The organism is Cytophagia bacterium CHB2, assembly GCA_030263535.1.
Taxonomy (GTDB): Bacteria; Zhuqueibacterota; Zhuqueibacteria; order Zhuqueibacterales; family Zhuqueibacteraceae; genus Coneutiohabitans.
Genome location: SZPB01000468.1, coordinates 1 through 4,128, shown reverse-complemented (window position 1 = coordinate 4,128; position 4,128 = coordinate 1). Strand labels below are relative to the sequence as shown.

Genomic DNA, 4,128 nt, shown 5'->3' with positions numbered 1-4,128 from the left:
CGTGCGCGCCGGTTCGGCGATTACGGATTTGGCGCAGATCGATAAATTGCGCATCAATTTCTCTGCGCCGGAACGTTACTATTCCAGCTTGCAGCGCGGCGCGGAGGTCAAAGTTTCCACCACCGCATATCCAAATGAGGCTTTGATCGGAAAGGTTGAAGTGATCGAACCTCTCGTTGATCAAGCCACCCGGCGCATGAAAGTCATCGCGGCCATCGACAATCCCGGCGGCAAATTCCGCCCGGGCATGTCCGCGAATGTTACCGTGGTGTTGGGCGAGCGCCCGAACGCGCTCGTGATTCCCAGCGAAGCGGTTTTTGTGGAAGGCGATCAAGCGTTGGTGTTCGTGATTCAAGCCGATAGCACGGTGGCAAGAACGCCGGTGGAACTCGGCACGCGCCTGCGCGAGAATGTCGAAGTGCTCAACGGCCTCGCTGCCGGCGCGATGGTCGTGCGCGCAGGGCATCAAAAACTCTTCCCCGGCGCGAAGGTGATGCCGATTGCCTCGACGCCACAACAAAACTAAGAAGATCTGTGATAATCCTTGTGAACCGCGAATAAACGCGAATAGACGCGAATTTTTTCACGGCTGGAATAACGATGCCAGAGCTACTGGAAAAGGATTTGGTTTTCCGAATCATCGGGTGTGCTATGGCCGTTCACAATGAGCTCGGTCATGGGCTTCGTGAAAAAACTTACGAAAATTCGCTAGCAGTTGAATTCAAACATCAAGGGCTTGAGTGCAACAAGCAAGCCAAATTCCCGGTTTATTATCGCAATGAATGTGTCGATGAATTTATACCGGATCTTGTGGTTGAAAAACGCGTGATCGTGGACACCAAAACCGTCGAAACGATTATCGATGAGTATCGTGGAACGATGCTCAATTATCTCAAGATTACTGGATTGAAGGTCGGCCTCATCATTAATTACAAGCACCGCAAGCTGGAATGGGAGCGACTTGTTTTGGATGAGGCACGATGAATCCGCCGTATGAGAATCGTTAATTGCCGCGCATCCCTGTTAGGCAACGTAATGGATTAAATGTTTTTTTATTCGCGTTGATTAGCGTGCATTCGCGGTTACAAACTGAACGTTGGAGACAATAATGAAGCTCAGTGAAATTTCCATACAGCGCCCGGTGCTCGCCACGGTGATGAGTCTCGTCATCATCATCTTCGGCGTGGTGTCGTTCACGCAACTGCCGGTGCGCGAGTATCCCGATATCGATCCGCCTGTGGTTTCTGTAACCACGTTCTATCGCGGCGCGAGTCCGAACGTGATCGAAACGGAAATCACCGATATTTTGGAAGAGCAGCTTTCCACGATTGAAGGCGTGAAGACCATCACTTCATCCAGCCAGGAGCAAGGCTCGGCAATCACCATCACGTTCGAACTGGATCGCGACGTCGATCAAGCCGCCAACGATGTGCGCGACCGCGTGGCGAGCGTGCGCGGCCTGCTGCCGCGCGAGGCTGATGATCCCATCATCCAAAAAATCGATGTGAATGCGCAGCCGATCATGTGGCTGGCATTGATCAGCGACCGGCACAACAACCTCGAATTAACCGATGCTGCCGAGCGCATTCTCAAAGAACGTTTGCTGCGTTTGGAAGGCGTCGGCTCGATTTTTATGGGCGGCGAACGGCGCTATGCCATGCGCGTGTGGTTGGATTCACAACGTATGGCGGCGCGCGGCTTGACCCCGCAGGATATCGAAAACGCCATTCGCCGCGAAAACGCGGAAATCCCTGCAGGCCGGGTGGAGGGCGAGAATCGCGAGTTTACCGTGCGCACGCGCGGTGATCTGGCCACACCGGAAGAATTTGCCGCGATCATCGTCAAGCAAAGCGGCGACGAGTTGGTTCGTTTGGGCGACGTTGCCGAGGTCGAGCTTGGGGCGCAAGATGAGCGCACTGCGGTGCGGTGGAGCGGCACGCCGACAACCGGCCTCGGTGTGGTCAAGCAAACACGCGCCAGCACGCTGCAAGTTGCCGAGACGGTGATTAATGCGCTGCCCGAGTTGGAAAAAAACTTGCCCCAGGGCATGAAAATCGATGTAGCTTATAACTCAGCGACCTTCATTCAAGAGTCTATTAATGAAGTGGCGGAGACGCTGCTCATTGCCTTCGGCCTGGTGGTGTTGGTGATTATCGCATTTCTCAAGAGTTTTCGCGCTACGCTGATTCCCACGTTTGCGATTCCGATTTCCATCATCGGCACGTTTGCCGTCTCATATTTTCTCGGCTACACCATCAACATCCTCTCGCTGCTGGCCTTGGTGCTCGCCATCGGCCTGGTGGTGGATGATGCCATCGTCATGCTCGAAAACATTTACCGCCATATGGAGATGGGCAAGACGCGCTGGCAGGCCGCGATTGATGGCGCGAGAGAAATTGGTTTTGCCGTGTTGGCAACTACGATTGCGCTCGTCGCCGTGTTCGTGCCGCTGGCGTTTCTCACCGGAAACATTGGCCGCCTCTTCAACGAGTTCGGCGTCACAGTTGCAGTGGCAGTGTTAATTTCCGGTTTCGTCGCGCTCACGTTGACGCCGATGTTGTCTTCGCGCATGCTGAAGCCGCTGCATCACGCGAGCAACAGTTGGGCCTCGCGTTCTTTCGATGCATTCTTTGACTGGCTCGAACGAACTTACAATAAAATCGTGCGCGGCGCGCTGCGACACCGCGGCTGGGTGGTGGCAATGGCCGTGCTGATGATTGCTTTGAGCGCGACGATTTTCATGTTCCTCCCCAGCGAACTCGTGCCCACCGAAGATCGTGGCGTAGGATTTGGCATCGTCATCGCCCCTGAAGGCGCCACACTCGATTATACCGATCGCTACGTGCGGCAGGTCGAGAACATCATTCTGAACCTGCCTGAAACCCACGGCCTGTTCACGGCCACCGGCGTGGGCTTCGCCGGACCCGGCCGCGTGACCAATGCCTTTTTCTTCCTCAATTTGAAACCGGCAGACCAACGGGAAAAATCACAGCAGCAAATCGTACAGGAACTTTTCCCGCGGCTGTTTTCAATTCCCGGCGTGCTTGCGTTTGTGTTGAATCCGCCGAGCCTCGGTTCGGATTTTAACTTCACGCCCGTGGCTTACGTGCTGCAAGCGGATACCTACGAAGAATTGCAGAGCGCAGTGGGGGTGATGATGGCGCAGGCCTCGCAGCTCGGGTATCTCATCAATTTGGACAGCGATTTGCGCCTGAACAAGCCACAGCTTGAAATCACCATTGATCGCGAACGCGCTGCCCTGCTCGGCGTTTCGGTGACGGACATTGGCAACACGCTCGAGACTTTTCTCGGCGGCCGCGTGGTCACTGATTTCAAGCGCGGCGCAAAGCAATATGACGTCATCGTGCAACTCCGGCCTGCTGATCGCGCCACGCCCAACACTATTGACGGCATTTACCTGCGCGGTGCGAATGGCCTGGTGCAGCTTGCGAACGTTGTGAATGTGAAAGAAACGGTTGCGCCGAAAGAATTGAATCACTTCAATCGCGTGCGCTCGGCAACGATCACCGCCAGCATGGTTCCCGGCGTGAGCCTGGGTCAGGCATTGAATGATCTCGATCGCATCGCGGACGCCAACCTGCCGCCCACGATCAAACGTGATCTGACCGGCCAGTCGCGCGAGTTTCGCGAATCCAGCAGCGCGCTGTATTTCCTCTTTGCGTTTGCGGTGGTGTTTATCTATTTGGTGCTGGCCGCGCAATTCGAAAGCTTCATTCACCCGCTGACGATTTTGCTGTCGGTGCCGCTCGCCGTGGCCGGCGCGCTCGCAGCGCTTTTTGCCTTCGGTCAAACCATGAACATTTACTCGCAAATTGGTTTGATCATGTTGATTGGTTTGGTGACGAAGAATGCCATTCTGATCGTGGAGTTTGCCAATCAATTGCGGGAACGCGGACAGCGCTTGTTCGAGGCCGTGGCCGAGGCCGCGACGGTGCGGTTGCGCCCGATTCTCATGACGTCATTTGCAACCATCTTCGGCATTCTGCCGATTGCCATCGGCCTGGGCGCCGGCGCCGAATCGCGGCGGCCGCTGGGCATCGCGGTGGTCGGCGGCATGCTGCTTTCGACGTTTTTAACGCTGGTGCTCGTGCCGGTGGTTTACACGCT

General features: G+C 55.6%; 3 protein-coding genes. All 3 read left to right on the top strand.

The window, feature by feature from the left end; all coding sequences use genetic code 11:
* On the top strand, positions 1-526 hold a 526-nt coding region (locus tag FBQ85_27350), incomplete at its 5' end, for an efflux RND transporter periplasmic adaptor subunit (GenBank protein ID MDL1878849.1).
* A 74-nt stretch (positions 527-600) separates the two neighbouring features.
* The gene (locus FBQ85_27345; protein ID MDL1878848.1) at positions 601-984 is read left to right on the top strand and encodes a GxxExxY protein; all 384 of its coding nucleotides are present in this window, start codon (positions 601-603) and stop codon (positions 982-984) included.
* A 124-nt stretch (positions 985-1,108) separates the two neighbouring features.
* Positions 1,109-4,128 (top strand): efflux RND transporter permease subunit (locus tag FBQ85_27340; protein ID MDL1878847.1); only part of this gene is annotated, 3,020 nt, incomplete at its 3' end.

What these genes read in the sequence shown, in the direction of transcription:
- FBQ85_27345 (MDL1878848.1), top strand. Translation starts at nt 601, where the DNA reads ATGCCAGAGCTACTGGAAAAGGATTTGGTTTTCCGAATCATCGGGTGT.